Source organism: Xanthobacter variabilis, assembly GCF_043831965.2.
Lineage (GTDB): Bacteria > Pseudomonadota > Alphaproteobacteria > Rhizobiales > Xanthobacteraceae > Xanthobacter.
Genome location: NZ_CM195533.1, coordinates 932,721 through 947,859, shown reverse-complemented (window position 1 = coordinate 947,859; position 15,139 = coordinate 932,721). Strand labels below are relative to the sequence as shown.

Annotated in this window: 13 protein-coding genes; 8 read left to right on the top strand and 5 right to left on the bottom strand. The window is 65.4% G+C overall.

Features of this window, described 5'->3' with window-relative positions:
* Window positions 1-12 precede the first annotated feature (12 nt).
* From dnaQ to V5F26_RS04090, 6 genes are all read left to right on the top strand, one after another.
* Entirely contained in the window at window positions 13-735 is a 723-nt protein-coding gene (gene dnaQ / locus V5F26_RS04115; RefSeq protein WP_394058351.1) for a DNA polymerase III subunit epsilon, read from the top strand.
* Between the two features lie 411 nt (window positions 736-1,146).
* Window positions 1,147-2,445 (top strand): tRNA uridine-5-carboxymethylaminomethyl(34) synthesis GTPase MnmE, encoded by a 1,299-nt coding sequence (gene mnmE, locus V5F26_RS04110; RefSeq protein ID WP_394947855.1) that lies wholly within the window; start codon window positions 1,147-1,149, stop codon window positions 2,443-2,445.
* Window positions 2,446-2,562: 117 nt separating this feature from the next.
* Window positions 2,563-4,488: a tRNA uridine-5-carboxymethylaminomethyl(34) synthesis enzyme MnmG gene (gene mnmG / locus V5F26_RS04105; protein ID WP_394947882.1), complete on the top strand. Its 1,926-nt coding sequence runs from the start codon at window positions 2,563-2,565 to the stop codon at window positions 4,486-4,488.
* A 52-nt stretch (window positions 4,489-4,540) separates the two neighbouring features.
* A complete protein-coding gene (rsmG, locus tag V5F26_RS04100) occupies window positions 4,541-5,230 on the top strand; it encodes a 16S rRNA (guanine(527)-N(7))-methyltransferase RsmG (RefSeq protein WP_394947856.1) in 690 nt (229 codons plus the stop codon).
* A 53-nt stretch (window positions 5,231-5,283) separates the two neighbouring features.
* Window positions 5,284-6,126 carry a ParA family protein gene (locus V5F26_RS04095; protein ID WP_234052823.1) on the top strand — a complete coding sequence of 281 codons (843 nt, stop codon included), beginning with the start codon at window positions 5,284-5,286 and terminating at the stop codon, window positions 6,124-6,126.
* A gap of 32 nt (window positions 6,127-6,158) precedes the next feature.
* Complete coding sequence (locus tag V5F26_RS04090) at window positions 6,159-7,046, top strand: ParB/RepB/Spo0J family partition protein (RefSeq protein WP_394947883.1); 888 nt, start codon at window positions 6,159-6,161, stop codon at window positions 7,044-7,046.
* Between the two features lie 586 nt (window positions 7,047-7,632).
* Here the strand turns inward: V5F26_RS04090 and V5F26_RS04085 are convergent.
* Window positions 7,633-8,100, bottom strand: coding sequence for a Ros/MucR family transcriptional regulator (locus V5F26_RS04085; protein WP_234052824.1), 468 nt, complete (start codon window positions 8,098-8,100; stop codon window positions 7,633-7,635).
* An 860-nt stretch (window positions 8,101-8,960) separates the two neighbouring features.
* On the opposite strand from V5F26_RS04085, the gene recR reads away from it, so the two are divergent.
* Window positions 8,961-9,566, top strand: a complete 606-nt coding sequence (gene recR, locus V5F26_RS04080) for a recombination mediator RecR (protein WP_234052825.1) — start codon at window positions 8,961-8,963, stop codon at window positions 9,564-9,566.
* Between the two features lie 111 nt (window positions 9,567-9,677).
* Here the strand turns inward: recR and V5F26_RS04075 are convergent, their stop codons facing one another.
* The 3 genes from V5F26_RS04075 to V5F26_RS04065 form a co-directional block, all read right to left on the bottom strand.
* Window positions 9,678-11,654 carry an FUSC family protein gene (locus tag V5F26_RS04075; protein WP_394947884.1) on the bottom strand — a complete coding sequence of 659 codons (1,977 nt, stop codon included), beginning with the start codon at window positions 11,652-11,654 and terminating at the stop codon, window positions 9,678-9,680.
* Window positions 11,654-12,118, bottom strand: coding sequence for a MarR family winged helix-turn-helix transcriptional regulator (locus tag V5F26_RS04070; RefSeq protein WP_234052826.1), 465 nt, complete (start codon window positions 12,116-12,118; stop codon window positions 11,654-11,656). The genes V5F26_RS04075 and V5F26_RS04070 overlap by 1 nt, the downstream gene beginning before the upstream one ends.
* Before the next feature lie 146 nt (window positions 12,119-12,264).
* Entirely contained in the window at window positions 12,265-13,449 is a 1,185-nt protein-coding gene (locus tag V5F26_RS04065) for a cytochrome-c peroxidase (protein ID WP_394947885.1), read from the bottom strand.
* Window positions 13,450-13,786: 337 nt separating this feature from the next.
* Between V5F26_RS04065 and V5F26_RS04060 the strand changes: the two genes are divergently transcribed.
* Entirely contained in the window at window positions 13,787-14,248 is a 462-nt protein-coding gene (locus V5F26_RS04060) for a MarR family winged helix-turn-helix transcriptional regulator (RefSeq protein ID WP_234052827.1), read from the top strand.
* Between the two features lie 33 nt (window positions 14,249-14,281).
* On the opposite strand, the gene nadC is transcribed toward V5F26_RS04060, so the two are convergent.
* Window positions 14,282-15,133 (bottom strand): carboxylating nicotinate-nucleotide diphosphorylase, encoded by an 852-nt coding sequence (gene nadC / locus V5F26_RS04055; RefSeq protein WP_394947857.1) that lies wholly within the window; start codon window positions 15,131-15,133, stop codon window positions 14,282-14,284.
* Window positions 15,134-15,139 lie beyond the last annotated feature (6 nt).

The following is a 15,139-nucleotide window of genomic DNA, read 5'->3' as shown; positions in this document are numbered from 1 at the left end:
AGGAAGACCACCATGCGGGAGATCGTGCTCGACACCGAAACCACGGGCCTTGAGGCCAACGGGGGTGACCGGCTGGTGGAAATCGGCTGCGTGGAGATGGTCAACCGCATCCTCACCGGCACGGTCTATCACGTCTACATCAATCCCGAACGGGACATGCCGCAGGAGGCCTTCAACGTGCATGGCCTCTCCAGCGAGTTCCTGTCGGACAAGCCGGTGTTTGCCGCCGTGGCGGACGAGTTCCTGGAATTCATCGCCGACGACACGCTGGTCATCCACAATGCCGCGTTCGATATCGGCTTTCTGAATGCGGAGCTCGCGCGGCTCGGTCGACCGGCGATTTTGCGTGATCGGGTTGTAGATACGCTCGCGCTGGCGCGGCGCAAGCACCCGGGTACGAGCAACAGGCTCGACGACCTGATGAACCGCTACGGCATCGACAGCTCCCGCCGGGTGAAGCACGGGGCGCTGCTCGATGCGGAGCTTCTTGCCGAGGTCTATAGCGAGTTGCTCGGTGGCCGGCAGGCAAGTCTTATCGGCCTGGTGCAGGAAGAGAGCGAGGCGCCACGATTGGTGGTGGAGGCTAAGGCCGCCCGCCCGCGACCCACCGCACTGCCGCCCCGGGTGAGCGCGGACGAAGCCGAAGCGCATGCGGCGTTCGTCGCGGCGCTGGGGGAGAAGGCACTCTGGCTCAAATACGCGCCCGGTGGCGACGGCGAGATCGGGCAGAGCTGAAACACCTCAGCACAACCGGAGGCGCATCTAATAGGGGTGTTTTTCTGACATTACCCGAAAAAGTCGATCGAATAGGAACGCCTCTGGCGGCAAGGTCGCAACGAATTCGATGTCTGCGTCGCGGAGACTAGGATTGCCGTCTGTGACGGTCTTATTCGATTTGAGGGTATATGGCCTAAAATCGCCGCTGCGGATCAGGAAATTGAAGGGCATTCCGCCGTCATTGCCGATCTCAGCGGTTGTCCCAGCGTCACGGCATGGCGGCCACGCAAGTTCGCGGTCATCGGGACGAAGATCGGTTCGGAGGGTTGTCATTGCGGGACAGGATCCGAGAACGATCGACGGATCCCGGCTGGCTGCACGACCCTTTGCACTGTTACTCGGTGTTTCTTGAAACTGGAGCGAGGGACCATGGCGGCCGATTCGATCTTTGCCCTGTCGTCCGGCCGGCTTCCTTCCGGGGTCGCAGTGGTGCGCATCTCCGGTCCTGCTGCGCGGAATGCTCTGCTGGCTCTATGTGGCGAAGTGCCGGCGGCGCGACAGGCACGCTATGGCGCTCTGCGCGACCCCCGCCGAGGCGAAGTGTTGGACCGCGGCTTGCAGCTCTTCTTCCCTGCTCCGGCGAGCGCGACGGGGGAGGACATTGCGGAGCTGCATCTGCATGGCGGTCGTGCGGTGGTGGCGGCTGTTCTTTCGGCGTTGTCCGCGGTGCCAGGTTTGCGGCCGGCGGAGGCTGGAGAGTTCACGCGGCGGGCGCATGCAAACGGCAAGCTGGACCTATCCGAGGTGGAGGGCTTGGTCGACCTCATCGCGGCTGAAAGCGAGGCGCAACGCCGGCAGGCTCTGGCTCAGGCTTCCGGGGCTTTGTCGCGGCGGGTGGAAAACTGGCGTGGCGCTCTGCTCTGGGCGCTGGCCATGACGGAAACGGGGCTCGACTTCGCCGATGAGGGCGATGTCGAAGACCGCTTGAAGGACGATGTACGACAAGCCCTGGCGCCCGTGGTCGCGGATATGGAAGCGGCCTTGAGGGATTCGCAGCGGGGTGAGCGGGTTCGCGATGGGGTCACCATCGCCATCGCCGGGCCGCCGAATGCGGGAAAATCAAGCTTGCTGAATCGGCTGGCGGGACGGGATGTCGCGATCGTTTCGCCCATCGCCGGGACGACCCGGGATGTGCTGGAAGTGCATCTGGAGCTTTCCGGCCAATCGGTGCTGCTGCTCGATACGGCGGGCCTGCGTGAGACCGCCGATCAGGTGGAGAGCGAAGGCGTGCGACGCGCTCTCGCCCGAGCGGAGGAAGCTCAGCTCGTGCTCTGGCTTTCGGATGATGGGGCGCCCCCTCCACCAGGGCTGGGTCACGCGGTTCTGGTTCGGAGCAAGATGGATCTTGGGGGCGTGTGCCCTTCGGGGTGGATTGCGCTGTCGACCAATGAGGAAGCCGGCCTCGAAGCTCTGTTGGGTGTCGTCTGTGGCTTGCTCGAAGCGCTGGTTGGAGGCGAGCCGGCATTGATTACGCGGGAGCGGCAACGCCGTGCCCTGGATTTGGCGCTCGGCTATCTGAGGGCGGTGGTGGAAAACCCTTGGGTCAGCGACGAACTTCAGGCGGAGGAATTGCGATTGGCCGCACGAGCGCTGGATCGCACCATCGGGCGTATCGACGTTGAGGACGTTCTGGAGCACATCTTCTCCACCTTCTGTATTGGGAAGTAGCAGTGCGTGGGCGCCGACCATGGGCTGTTTCACGTGAAACATCACGCCCCGCCAAATGCGGATTTGATCAAGCGACCGCTTGACGCGCAGCTGCCAACGGCGTTTCCAAGACTCATGATGAACAAATCCGAGCCCTGCGCTCTCTTGCCTGGTGAGGCCGGGAGCACGTTTGACGTGGTGGTGGTCGGCGGCGGCCACGCCGGCTGCGAAGCAGCGGCCGCCGCAGCACGGGCCGGCGCGCGGACTGCGCTTGTAACCCACGATGCGCGGACTGTCGGTGCAATGTCGTGCAACCCCGCGATTGGTGGGCTCGGCAAGGGCCATCTGGTGCGGGAGATCGATGCGCTGGACGGCCTCATGGGGCGCGTGGCGGATGCCGGCGGCATTCAGTTCCGGGTGCTTAATCGCCGGAAGGGACCGGCCGTGCGGGGCCCCCGGGCGCAGGCGGACCGGAAGCTGTACGCCCGCGCGATGCAACAGGCGCTGCGGGAAACCTCTGGTCTGGTGATCCTGGAAGGAGAGGCGGACGATCTTGAGGTGCAGGCTGGGCAGCTGGTGGCCGTGCGGCTCGCGGATGGGCGGCGCCTGACGACGGGAGCGGCGGTGCTCACGACGGGCACCTTCCTCAACGGCCTTATCCATATGGGCGATGTCAGCTTCCCAGCTGGGCGCATCGGCGAAAAGCCGGCCCTCGGCCTCTCCCCTGCCCTAACCCGCCTGGGCTTGACTCTGGGCCGTCTGAAGACCGGCACGCCGGCACGGCTCGACGGGCGTACCGTCGATTGGGCAAGCCTCGAAATGCAGGCGGGCGATGACCCGCCTGAGCCCTTTTCCGCCCTCACCACTGTGCTTCCAAATCCGCAGGTTCAGTGTGGCATCACCCGGACGACGGCGCACACCCATGAGCTGATCCGTGCGAACCTGTCTCGATCCGCCATGTATTCCGGCCGCATTGAAAGCACCGGCCCGCGTTACTGTCCGTCCATTGAGGACAAGATCGTCCGGTTCGGCGACCGTGATGGGCACCAGATCTTCCTGGAGCCGGAGGGACTGGATGACGATACGGTTTATCCCAACGGGCTCTCGACCTCGCTTCCGGAGGACGTGCAGCACGCATTTCTGAGGACGATCCCGGGGCTGGAGCAGGTCCGCGTGCTGCGCCCTGGCTACGCGATCGAATACGACCATGTTGATCCGCGCGAGCTGGCGTCCACCCTCGAGACGCGGGGGGTGAAAGGGCTTTTTCTGGCGGGCCAGATCAACGGTACGACCGGATATGAGGAAGCGGCGGCGCAGGGCCTTCTGGCGGGGCTGAATGCCGCGCGGCGCGCGGGCGGCCAGGATGGCATCCAGGTGGACCGGGCGACGGCCTATCTGGGTGTGATGGTGGATGATCTCGTAACGCGGGGTGTCAGCGAGCCATACCGCATGTTCACCTCGCGCGCGGAATATCGGCTGACGCTGCGGACCGACAACGCGGATCAGAGGCTGACGGCTTTTGGCGAGCGACTGGGGCTGGTTGGCCAAGAGCGGTCGCGCGTGTTTGCGGCGCGGCAGGCCCGGCTGGCGGAGGGGCTCCATCTCACACGATCGCTGAGCCTCACGCCGAACGAGGCCGCGCGCCAAGGCCTGAACCTGAACAAGGACGGTCTGCGGCGCACGGCGTTCGACCTTCTGGCGTATCCGGACGTGGACATGAAGCGCCTTGCGGGGATCTGGCCGGAGCTTCGCGGCCTTGATGTCGGGATCGCGGAACAGATTGAGGTGGACGCGAAATACGCTGTCTATCTGGATCGGCAGGCGGCAGATATTGCGGTGTTGCGACGTGACGAAGGGCTGCGGCTGCCGGAGGAGCTTGCGTATGACACGCTGCCAGGCCTATCCAATGAGCTGAAGCAGAAGCTCGCGCGCGTGCGCCCCGGCACAGTTGGTCAGGCCGGACGTATTGAGGGTATGACTCCGGCGGCGCTCGCCTTGCTGGCGACACATGCCAGACGTGGGGTGGGGTCTTCTGCAAAGGCAGCCGTGAAGGATCTCGGCTGAATCGTTCCACACGGAAAGGTGCAAGGGCTTGGCGCGGGAGAAGGACGTCGGCATGGACGACTTGGCGCAGCAACGGCGCGTGCGAGAGTCTGTTTCACGTGAAACATTCGAGCGACTCGCGCTTCTCGTCGAGCTGCTGACCAAGTGGCAAAGGACGATCAATCTCGTCGCCCCTGCCACCCTGCCCCAAGTCTGGCGCCGGCATATTGCCGACTCCCTCCAGGTGGTCGAGCTCGCTCCGCCCACCGCACGCATTTGGGTGGATCTTGGATCCGGCGGCGGCTTTCCGGGCCTTGTTGTCGCCGCTGTCCTGGCGGACCGTGAGGGTGCGCAGGTGCACCTTGTTGAGAGCGATACGAGAAAGGCGGCATTTCTGCGCGAAGCCAGCCGCCTCGCGCGCTTGCCGGTCGAGGTTCACGCGCAGCGCATCGAAAAGGTGGCCTCTGGGCTCGCCGCGGGTTGCGATGTTGTCTCGGCCCGCGCCCTTGCACCCCTGCCTAAACTTCTGGACCTTGCCGCTCCCTTCCTTGCAGCCGGCGCGCTTGGCGTCTTTCTGAAGGGGAAGGATGCAACGCGCGAATTGACCGACGCGGCCAAAGGCTGGACACTCGAGGTCGAGCTCGCTCCCAGCCACACGGATCCCGATGGGAGAATCGTGGTGGTGAAGGGTGCGAAACCTAAGGCTGAAGCGGGCGAAACAGGCTTTTCCGCCGCCGCTCGGCCGGACACGCAGAACCGCTGATTCGGTCTGCCGCTGCTGATATCTGATTCGATTTGATCGAGGATCGTCGACCCATGAGCGATCTTGGCGCTTCTTCCCCTTCGTCCTCTTCCCCTCCCCGGGCTCGCGTGCTTGCGCTCGCCAATCAAAAGGGGGGTGTGGGCAAAACCACGACTGCGATCAATCTCGGGACGGCCCTCGCCGCCATCGGCGAGAAGGTTCTGGTGGTGGATCTGGATCCGCAGGGTAATGCTTCCACGGGCCTTGGCATTGACCGCCGCGCGCGGCAAAGGTCCACCTATGATGTCCTCGTAGGGGAAGCGTCCTTTCGCGACACCATCATGGAAACCGGAGTGCCGGCCCTCCATGTGGCCCCGTCCACACTCGACCTGTCGGGTCTTGAGCTTGAGATCGCGTCGGCGCGGGATCGGGCGTTCCGGCTGCGGAACGCTCTGCAGGCCCTGGCTGAGGACCCCTCGGCACCGCGCTACAGCTATGTTCTCGTGGACTGTCCGCCGTCCTTGTCACTGCTCACGGTGAATGCCATGGCGGCGTCGGATGCCATTGTCGTTCCCCTGCAGTGCGAGTTCTTCGCGTTGGAAGGGCTGTCTCAGCTGATGACCACAGTGGATCAGGTTCGGGCCGGACTTAATCCGAATCTCGTGATCCACGGGATCGTTCTCACCATGTATGACGGGCGAAACAACCTTTCCGATCAGGTGGTGCAGGACGTCCGGGCGTTCATGGGGGAGAAGGTATATGATACCGTCATCCCGCGGAATGTGCGGATTTCAGAGGCGCCGTCCTACGGTAAGCCGGCGCTGCTTTACGACCTGAAGTGCGCGGGCTCCCAGGCCTATTTGAAGTTGGCGTCGGAGGTGATCCAGCGCGAGCGAGCGGCGCGAGCAGCGGCGTGAATGTGATCGTGAAGACAGGGGAAAACGCTGCTATGGCGGATGAACCGCGCTCTCGGCTTGGCCGAGGCCTTGCCGCGCTGATCGGCGAGATGAACGACCCAGAGCCGCAGGCGGTGCCGGTCGCTCCGGCCCCGGCTGCCCCACCGCGCCGGCTGCCCATCGAGCAGGTGCGGGCCAATCCGCGCAATCCTCGGCGCGCCTTTCTCGAGGAAGGATTGGAAGACCTGACGGCATCAATCCGTGAAAAGGGGATTATTCAGCCGATCGTGGTTCGACCTCTGGCGGGGCTCAGCGCATACGAGATCGTCGCGGGCGAGCGGCGGTGGCGCGCGGCGCAAAGGGCGGCATTGCACGAAGTCCCGGTGATCGTGCTGGAGCTGACCGATCGGGAAGCTCTCGAAATTGCAATTATCGAGAATGTTCAGCGCGCCGATCTGAACCCGGTGGAGGAAGCGCAGGGCTACGAGTCTTTGATGGCTGAATTCGCTTATACGCAAAGCGATCTTGCAAAGGTAATTGGTAAGAGCCGCAGCCATATCGCAAATACGCTCCGGCTTCTGAAGCTGCCTGATGAGGTGAAGATCTATCTGGAGGATGGGCGCCTGACGGCGGGCCATGCGCGCGCGCTGGTCGGCCATGAGGACCCGGCTCAGATCGCGCGTCAGGTTGTCGAAAAAGGGCTGAACGTGCGCGACGTGGAAGCGCTGGTGAAGGCCCGTCCGCCCGTTTCCGCTGGTCCCTCCAAGGCCTCGAGGGAGAGTGAGAAGTCGGCGGATGTTCGCGCACTTGAGCGTCGGCTGTGTGATGGCCTGGGCTTGAATGTCTCGTTGGAAAGCCGGGGCGAAGGCGGCGAGCTGCGGATTCGGTTCTCCAACCTGGACCAATTGGACGACCTGTGCCGCCGGCTTGGCGTTGATTGAACAGGTGAGCGCCAGCGGCCCTGTTCTCCAGTGACGGTGGGTCAATGAACGAGAGCGTGGCTAGGCCGGAAAGCGAAAGAAGATATGCGCATCCCAAGGGCGCGCCGGGGGACGCGTAGGGCATGCCCTCGTATGTATTGATCGGTGAAAGCCGTGTGGAGACAGACCGACCCTAGTCGAGGCTCGTTTGAGTTCCTCCACGTGACGCGGGTCTATTTCCGGCCGGAAGTGTTCGTGCTCTTGAAGCGGAAACCTGGCTGGCGTGGGGGCGACAGCCGCCACAAGTCCTGGGATCGTCATGCCGCTGGCTTGACGGGAAATCCACGCTGACTTGTACAGCGAACCTGCGAGGTCGGCAGGAGAACGCGCCTCTTGGATGCGGAGGAATTGGCAACGGCACTGCGGCCGGCTGGCCGCACGTCTCAATGGCGCGGATATCTTTCGGGGTCTGTCGTCATCGGTCGTGAACGACGAGGCAGCAGCTCCGGTGCGAAGGTGCCCAGTTGGGCTGTCACTCTCGCACCGGATTGTCGGCAAAAAAGATCTTCGTCACGCCAGCGTAGAAATAGCCGCCGTGAGTGAAGGATCAGGCCGTAGCGGCGCGCCGGCGGGTGGGCTTCTTCGCAGGGGCCACCGGGGCCTTCTTCCGGCTTTGGCCGAGGCCCATATTCTTTGCGAGCTCTGAGCGCGCGGCAGCATAGGCCGGGGCGACCATGGGATAATCCTTCGGGAGACCCCACTTTTCGCGGTAGGCGTCGGGAGTCATGCCGTAGCTGGTGCGCAGGTGACGCTTCAACGACTTGAACTTCTTACCGTCCTCGAGGCAGACGATGTATTCCGGAGTCACGGACTTCTTGACCGGAACAGCGGGTTTCTGCTCTTCCACCGGCGGGGCCACGGGAGCGCCGAGCTGGCCCAGAGCGCGATGAACGGACTCGATGAGCGCCGGAAGATCTGCTGCGGCCACGCTATTGTTGCTCACATAGGCGGCAACGATGTCGGCGGTGAAGTCGATGTGGCTCGGCGACTGCGGATTGGAGGAGGAGTCGCTCACGGGGCATCCCTTTCTGCTTGCACGCTACGGCTGTCCGTTTGGACAGCACTGATGTTGTAGAAATATCTGTAAAGTCGAAGCTTTGCAAATATTCTATACCCGGGCGTAATCTCGCTACAATCGGGTGTTTCAAAAAACTTCGAAACCAAGCATCTATGCGGGTTTGAAGATGAAACAGCCAGGGGATGCCGCTGGGAGATGAAAGGCGTTCAGGAGCGCCGGTTATGGTCATGATTCGTTATCAAAATGCGGAATGCCGGTGGCTCGACAAGTCCTGACAACAACCGATGGCTGTAGCGCGCGATGAACCCGCTCATTCTTGCACTGCGAATTCGGGGTGGATGCCTTGGCCGGCTGCGGGGCGGCCGTGCGGCGAAGATTTCGCGTGGCGCACTTTCGTAGAGTGCGGGGAATAACGCCTTCAGCGAAGGCAGCGCGGTGCCGTCTTCAACGGCTGCGTGGCATCAACATGCCGTTGCCTGAAAAGCGAAGAAAAGGAGCTCTGCCGGCTCAGGATCGCAGCGGAGTGAGGTCCGCGAAGATTGGTGATCATTCGGCATTCAAGGTGAAAGCAGGATGCGCAGCGATGCGGCGCGTGCTTTCCGCTGGAATGATGTAAATGTTCGCGTCCGGGGGATGAATATCCAAAAGGTGGACCCCTCGGTGCCGAGCGCGAAAATGGCGATACGCCTTAAGGGGTAGAATAACCACAGGCTGGTGCGCGGGTCGGCGGGAGCCGATGACTTGCCATAGATGCCCGGGGGGCTTCGCGGCGGGGGGCTTCGCAGCGGGTCGGTTGGCGCGGGCGCCGCAAAGGTTTACACGCGCCCTCAGCTCTTGCTCAGGAGATGAAGAAGGCCATGCCACGCGCTGTCGCCGGACCGGAAATCGAACGTCTCATCCAGCTCCTGGCGCGGCTGCCCGGCCTTGGCCCCCGTTCAGCCCGACGCGCGGTACTGCAGCTCATCAAGAAGCGCGAAGGCCTGATGGTGCCGCTTCAGCGCGCGCTGAGCGATGTGCTCGACAAGGTCGTGGAATGCCGGGTCTGCGGCAATGTCGATGTTTGCGACCCCTGCACCGTGTGCACGGACCCGGTGCGAGACGGTCGGGTGCTGGTGGTGGTGGCGGATGTGGGGGATCTGTGGGCGATGGAGCGCGCGGCGGTGCTCAGCGCACGCTATCACGTGCTGGGCGGCGTGCTGTCGCCGCTCGATGGCATCGGCCCGGAAGATCTCAATCTCGCGAAGCTGGTGGCGCGCGTCCATGATGAGAAGATCGCCGAGGTCATTCTTGCACTCGGCGCAACGGTGGATGGGCAGACGACCGCCCATTACATCACCGATCTTCTGCGAGACCTTCCGGTGCGCGTGACACGCCTCGCGCAAGGCGTGCCGGTGGGCGGCGAGCTGGACTATCTCGACGAGGGTACGCTTTCGGCGGCGATCCGGGCCCGCACGCAGATGTGACACGGCGCAGGCGCGAGACCGCTCCCGTGTTTCACGGAGCCGGGGAAGCGGTTTGTGCTTTCGTTTTTGCGTGCTCCCCTGCGGCGCGTGCCCGTTTTTCTCGGAACCGTTTCACGCTGGCGCCCTGCGCATAAGGGCGCGCGCAGCTGCGGCGTTTGGATCGAGAAAGAAGCCGGCATTGGCGCGCAGGGCGGCATCCGCGCGGCGCAGCGTATCGGCGCCGTCACGGCCGTTGCGGGCGAGGCGGCTCGCGGCTCGCTCCAGTGCATCGGCGACGCGGCCAGGGTCTTGCGGCAACAGGCGGAAGCTGGCGAGCGCTGCGTGCAGCGCCCGGGCGAGGCTATCGGGAACATCCGGTTCGCGCGATGCGGCATGCAGGGTGCGGATGGCGGTGCCCAAAGCGAGGGCGGCGAGGCCCCCATCCACGGCGGCGAAATCCCGGTCTCCGGATTTCTCTGTCCAGCGCACCAGCCGCAGCAGCCGGTGGTAGAGCCGTGCCCGCCAGCGCGCCACCGCCGCGGCGTCCAGCGGCGCGCGGGCCATGGCCTTCAGCTCATTCACCATCATGCCCACCAGCATGGCGCGCCGCCGCCGTGCATCCATGGGGAAAGCCAGGCGGAAGGCGAGCATTGCGATGAGCGGTCCAAGCAGCATGGCGAACACCATCTGCGCCATGCCCACCACCGTTCCGTGGAGGGGGAAGGCGGGCTGGAGCAGCAGCAGCAACGACATGTTGTAGTCCATGCCGGCGAGCATCGTCCTGCGGTGGGCCATCACCAGGGCGCCGATGAGGATGAAGGGCACGGTGAGCGCGATCACCTGCACCAGATCGCCGGCGTGGGGCAGCACCAGCCAGCGCGCGGCCAGCGCCGCGAGCCCGCCCGCCACCGAGCCGCCGAGCACGAAGCGCATGGTGAGAGCCGGATTGTCGAAGGTGGAGAATAGCGAGGTCATGATGGCTGCGCCCATCAGCATGAACGGGCCATAGGTCCAACCCGTGGCCAGCCACAGGGCGCCCACCACCAGCACGGCGCCGGCCGCGCGCAGGGTGGCGGCGCGGGCGCCCACCACGTCGCGGTGGAGCAGAAGCTGCGGCAAGTCGTCCGCGTCTTCCTCCAGCGCGGGGAGCTGCGGGGCCTGAAGGGTCTGGTAGGCGCGTGCCAGGGTCTCCGCCACTTGGGCGAGGCCGGTGTCGTCGCGGTCCCGAGCCAGGCGCGGCGGCAGGTGCGCGAGGGGCACCGTATCGGGCGTGGAGGCATCGAGGGCATCGGCGGCGGCGCGCAGGGCGGCGATCCCTTCCTCGCGCTGCAGGGGCGTGGGGGAGGTGCCGGCCCGGCCACGCGCCAGAACCAGCGCGCCGAGCAGGGCCGCCATCAGGGTGCGGATGTGGCGCACGACGCGGCGGCTGCGCGCAGACCCGGCGGCGTGGGGGTCCAGCGCATCGTCAATGGCGGCCATTTCCGAGATGATGGCCCGTTCTTCGGTGAAGAAGGGCGACATGTCGGCGGTGTCGAGGCCCTGCGCGAGATGTCGCAGCACCCGTGCCGTGAGCCGGCGGGCGCGGCCGAACAGATCGGATTCGGCGCTGGCGGGCGTGAAGAGCCAGCCCACGGCGAACGACACCGCCACACCCACGCAGATGGTCAGAACGCGGTCGAGCGCGAGGCCATAGATGTGGTCCGGGTGGCTGAAGTCCACCAGCGCCACCATGGCGGCGGAATAGCCGGCCAGAATGGTGCCATAGCCCGTGAAGCCGCCGATGAGGTTGCCGGCCCCGGCGCACAGGCCGATCCATGCGGCGAGCCCCACCACCAGCAAAGTGGGCGTGTCGGCGCAGCCCAGGATGAGGCCCACGCCCACCAGCGCCCCCGTGAGGGTACCGATGATGCGGAAGGCGCCCTTCTCCAGCAGCTGGCCACGCGTGGGCTGGGCCACCACCCACACCGTCATGGCCGCCCACTGGGGATTGTCGATGTGTAGCAGCGCGGCCACGGCCAGCGCCAGCGCGGAGGCGATTGCGGTGCGGAAGGTGAAGGCGAGCCGCGGCCCGTCGAACCCGAGCCGGGTGAGGAAGCCTGGAGCGGACATCACGGTTCGATTTCCGTGCTGGAAGCGGAGGCCTGGATGCGCCCCTCGATGCGGGCGAAGGCGGACATCAGCGCGTCAATCTCAGCGTCGGTGAGATCCTCGAGCAGCCAATCTTCGATATGCGCCAGCTTGATGCGGATATCGGCCACCGCGGCCCTGCCGGCGGGCGTGAGGTGCAGCAGCTTCAGCCGGCGGTCTCGCGCGCTGACACGGCGTTCCACCAGGCCGTGTTCCGCCAGCAGGTCGATGAGGCGGACCAGGGTCGAATCATCGATACCCACCGCCAGCGCCAGTTCTTTCTGGCAGAGGCCATCGCCCCGTTCTGAAAGATGCACGAGAGGTGCCCAGGTGGCGTCGCTGAGGCCGATGGCGGCCAGACGCAGGTCCAGCGCCCGGCGCCAGCGGCGCGCAAGGCCCACCAGCTGAATGCCGAAACGGCGGCGGCTCGAGTCATTAGTTTGCATCCAATTTATTTGGATTAGGATGAATTGGATGACAATGCCCACCACGCTGCGCCGTGCGCATGGCTATGCGCGCGGGCTGTGCGCTGAACGCACGCCGTCGGTGGCCACGGAGTTCCTGCCCCGTGCGTCCCCGCTTGCCGCCCCCGTCAGTTCTGCAGGTTTTCGTAGCGCTTGTCGGTGAGGGTCTTCAGGAAGGCCACCAAAGCGTCGATTCGTTTGTCGTCCAGGGCCGGGCCCGTCTCCAGTTCCTTCATGGAGATGTTCTGCGCAACTTCAGGCGGAGCAAAGGGCTTGCCGGTTTCCGGGTTGATGTGGCGGGCCGGATTCTGCGTGTTGTAGGTGTTGTAGAAGAGGATCACCGTGCGCAGGTCCTTGAACACCCCATTGTGCATGTAGGGGCCGGTCACCGCCACGTTGCGCAGGGTCGGCACCTTGAAGCGGCCCGCCTGTGTTTTCTTGTCCTTTCCCTTCAGGCGCGGATTCTGGGCCAGGCCCAGGTCTCGGCTGTCGGGCTTCAGGCCAGCGGCGGCGCGGGCCTCGTCGTTGCGCGGCACGCCGATATTGTGGAACTCGTAATTTGAGAAAGTCTCGCCCGCCTGGCCGCCCTGCGCGTTGAGCTGGTGGCACAGGCTGCAATTGGTGAACTGGTTGGAGAAGAACAGCACCCGCCCCAGTTCTTCCTGGTCCGTCAGCTTCACCTCGCCGCGCAGATAGCGGTCATATTTGGAGTCGAACGGAGCAAAAAGCGGGGTTTCCTCGAAGGCCGCGATGGCTTTGGTCATGGCCGCATAGCCCCGCTCCGGTTTGTCGAGCACGCCCTTGCCGTAGAGCGTGTCGAACGCGCTCACATAAGCAGGGTTCTCCTTCAGCCGGGCCACCACGCTTGCTTTGTCGGGCATGCCCATTTCCAGCGGATTGAGGGGCGGGCCGCCGGCCTGCTCGGCGAGATCGGCGGCGCGGCCGTCGAGGAACTGGCCACCGTGATAAAGGCCGGGCTTCGGGGATTTGCCGAAGGACGGGCTGAACCTGGCATACGCGGCCGTGGGCGCGTTGCGATCGCCGAGGGAGGTGCCGTCATCGCCCAGGGAGACGGCGCCGCCGACCGCCGGGGTCTGGCGCGGGTCGATGAAGGCATGGTCGGGCGAATGGCAGGAAGAGCAGGACTGCGTGCGGTTCTTCGACAGGTTGGTGTCGAAGAACAGCGCCTCGCCCAGCTTTTGCGGTGTCGCGAGGTCCGGGCCATCCTCGGCGTGCGCGCCTTGCGGCGGGGTCGCCAACAGAGCGAGGCCGGCGGCCGCCGCAAGGAACAGGCGGGGGCGAGGCCGCTGGATGCGTTCGTCGCGGGCGCCGCGACCATGGCCGCCGCTGGGGCCGGCGAACGGAAAAGTCACTGTCTTGCTCCTTGCCGGTGCGCGCGGAGCTTTGCCCGCACGGCACTGCCTGTGGTCCCTATGGGCCATTCAGACGCATTTTCAGGCATGAAGCGCGCTTCGCACCTGCGGGACAATCCGGAAAGTTACGAAACAGCGGCCCTGGCAATACATTGGAGGCGCTCTAAACGTCTTTCGCGGGCCGGGTCTGGATGCAGCGCAGCAACGGTTTCGCTTCGTTTGTTCGGCGGGCCGCTTTAATCTTGCAGGTTCAAGCGACACCGAGCCTCATGAGCCCATGCCCGCTGCTGCCTCTTCCGATGTTCGACCCGCCGATCTCGCGCATACGGTGGGGGAAACCTGCCTTTGCCTTGCCGTCCAGCGCGCGAGCCGCATCGTGGGCCGCTCGTTCGACGAGGCGTTCCGTCCTCTCGGCCTCACCAATTGGCAGTTCTCGCTGCTCGCGACGCTCAGCCGGTCCGAGCCTTTCACGGTGACACGTCTTGCGGAGGCCATGGGCATGGACCGCACGACCATCACGTCGAACCTGAAGCCGCTGGTGCGGCGCGGGCTGGCGGCGGTGGTGGCGGACGGGAGCGACCGTCGGGTGCGCCGCATCGCGCTCACCTCCAGCGGCCAGGAGCTGCTGGCGGAGGCGAGCGAGGTGTGGCGGCAGGTGAACGCCGAGGTGGAGGCGCGTCTGGGCGAGGTGGACCCCATCACCCTGCGCACGGCCCTCGGAGAGCTGGCGAAGAGCTGAGGGGCCAGCCCCGCGAGGGCTTTGGAAAGGGCCCTATTGCGCGGCGTCGAGACCGATGTCGAGGATGGGGGCGCTGTGGGTAAGCCAGCCCACGGAGATCAGGTCCACCCCGGCGGCGGCGATGGCGGGGGCCGTTTCACGTGAAACGCGGCCGGATGCCTCGGTGATCATCCGCCCGTCCACCAGCTCCACCGCTTCCTTCAGGGTCAAAGGCGACATGTTGTCGAGGAGGACGGCATCGGCGCCGAGCGACATCAGCTCGTGGAGCTGGTCGAGGGTGTCCACCTCCACCTCGATCTTCACCATGTGGCCCGCATGGGCCTTCACGCGCCGCACCGCCTCGGTGACCGAGCCGGCGATGGCAATGTGATTGTCCTTCACCAGCACCGCGTCATCGAGCCCGAAGCGGTGGTTGGAGCCGCCGCCCGCCCGCACCGCGTACTTCTCCAGCGTGCGCAGGCCCGGCGTGGTCTTGCGGGTGCACACGATGTGCGCCTTGTGCCCGCGCACCGCCTCCACCAGCGTGGCGGTGGCGCTGGCGATGCCGGAGAGGCGGCACATGAGGTTGAGGGCCACGCGCTCGGCCGTGAGAATGCCACGCCCGGGGCCCGCCACGCGGGCGATGAGCATGCCCGGCTCCACCGGCGCCCCATCGGCCAGCTGCGGCTCGAAGGAAATGGCGTCATCCATCAAAGCGAAGGCGAGACGCGCGCAATCGAGCCCCGCCACCACGCCGGCCTGACGGGCCACCAGATCCATGCGCGTGTGGTAGCCGGCGGGCACCACGGCATCGGTGGTGAGGTCGCCGGCCCGGCCGAGATCCTCCACCAGGGCGGCGCGGACGATGGGCTCGACGAGGAGAGGCGGAAGCGGGGCGATATCCATGGCAAT

Coding starts and splice junctions, on each gene's coding strand:
- dnaQ (WP_394058351.1), top strand. CDS start 13: ATGCGGGAGATCGTGCTCGACACCGAAACCACGGGCCTTGAGGCCAAC.
- mnmE (WP_394947855.1), top strand. CDS start 1,147: ATGGCGGCCGATTCGATCTTTGCCCTGTCGTCCGGCCGGCTTCCTTCC.
- mnmG (WP_394947882.1), top strand. CDS start 2,563: ATGAACAAATCCGAGCCCTGCGCTCTCTTGCCTGGTGAGGCCGGGAGC.
- rsmG (WP_394947856.1), top strand. CDS start 4,541: ATGGACGACTTGGCGCAGCAACGGCGCGTGCGAGAGTCTGTTTCACGT.
- V5F26_RS04095 (WP_234052823.1), top strand. CDS start 5,284: ATGAGCGATCTTGGCGCTTCTTCCCCTTCGTCCTCTTCCCCTCCCCGG.
- V5F26_RS04090 (WP_394947883.1), top strand. CDS start 6,159: ATGGCGGATGAACCGCGCTCTCGGCTTGGCCGAGGCCTTGCCGCGCTG.
- recR (WP_234052825.1), top strand. CDS start 8,961: ATGCCACGCGCTGTCGCCGGACCGGAAATCGAACGTCTCATCCAGCTC.
- V5F26_RS04075 (WP_394947884.1), bottom strand. CDS start 11,654: ATGTCCGCTCCAGGCTTCCTCACCCGGCTCGGGTTCGACGGGCCGCGG.
- V5F26_RS04070 (WP_234052826.1), bottom strand. CDS start 12,118: ATGCAAACTAATGACTCGAGCCGCCGCCGTTTCGGCATTCAGCTGGTG.
- V5F26_RS04060 (WP_234052827.1), top strand. CDS start 13,787: ATGCCCGCTGCTGCCTCTTCCGATGTTCGACCCGCCGATCTCGCGCAT.
- nadC (WP_394947857.1), bottom strand. CDS start 15,133: ATGGATATCGCCCCGCTTCCGCCTCTCCTCGTCGAGCCCATCGTCCGC.